The sequence below is a fragment of the Vogesella mureinivorans genome (assembly GCF_007644035.1).
Classification (GTDB): domain Bacteria; phylum Pseudomonadota; class Gammaproteobacteria; order Burkholderiales; family Chromobacteriaceae; genus Vogesella; species Vogesella mureinivorans.
In genome coordinates this window covers 1-331 of sequence record NZ_VMTV02000303.1, presented here as the reverse complement: position 1 = coordinate 331, position 331 = coordinate 1, and the positions used below count along the sequence as shown (strand labels likewise).

Here is a 331-nt window from a genome sequence, read left to right as displayed (position 1 = left end):
CTATGCGCGGACGTGCTCGAAAACACGGTGTCAGCGATGCGCAGCGCGCCGGTTGATCTGATCGCCTGGCTCGGGCCCGCCGCAGGTCCGCAGGCCTACGAGGTCGGCGACGAAGTCCGCGCGGCCTTCGTCGACCGCGATGCCGCGGCAGCCTCCGCCTTCGTCGCTTCCCGACCGGGCCATTGGCTCTGCGATCTGTATGTGCTGGCGCGGCAGCGGCTGGCGGCGGCTGGCGTGCATGCCGTGTACGGCGGCGGACGCTGCACCATCAGCGAGACCACACGCTTCTTCTCGCACCGCCGCGACGGCCGCAGCGGACGCATGGCCAGTC

Annotated in this window: 1 protein-coding gene; it reads left to right on the top strand. The window is 71.0% G+C overall.

Annotated features, from left to right (window positions below):
- Positions 1-331 (top strand): purine nucleoside phosphorylase YfiH/LACC1 family protein (locus FLQ44_RS09870; RefSeq protein WP_206208795.1); only part of this gene is annotated, 331 nt, incomplete at both ends.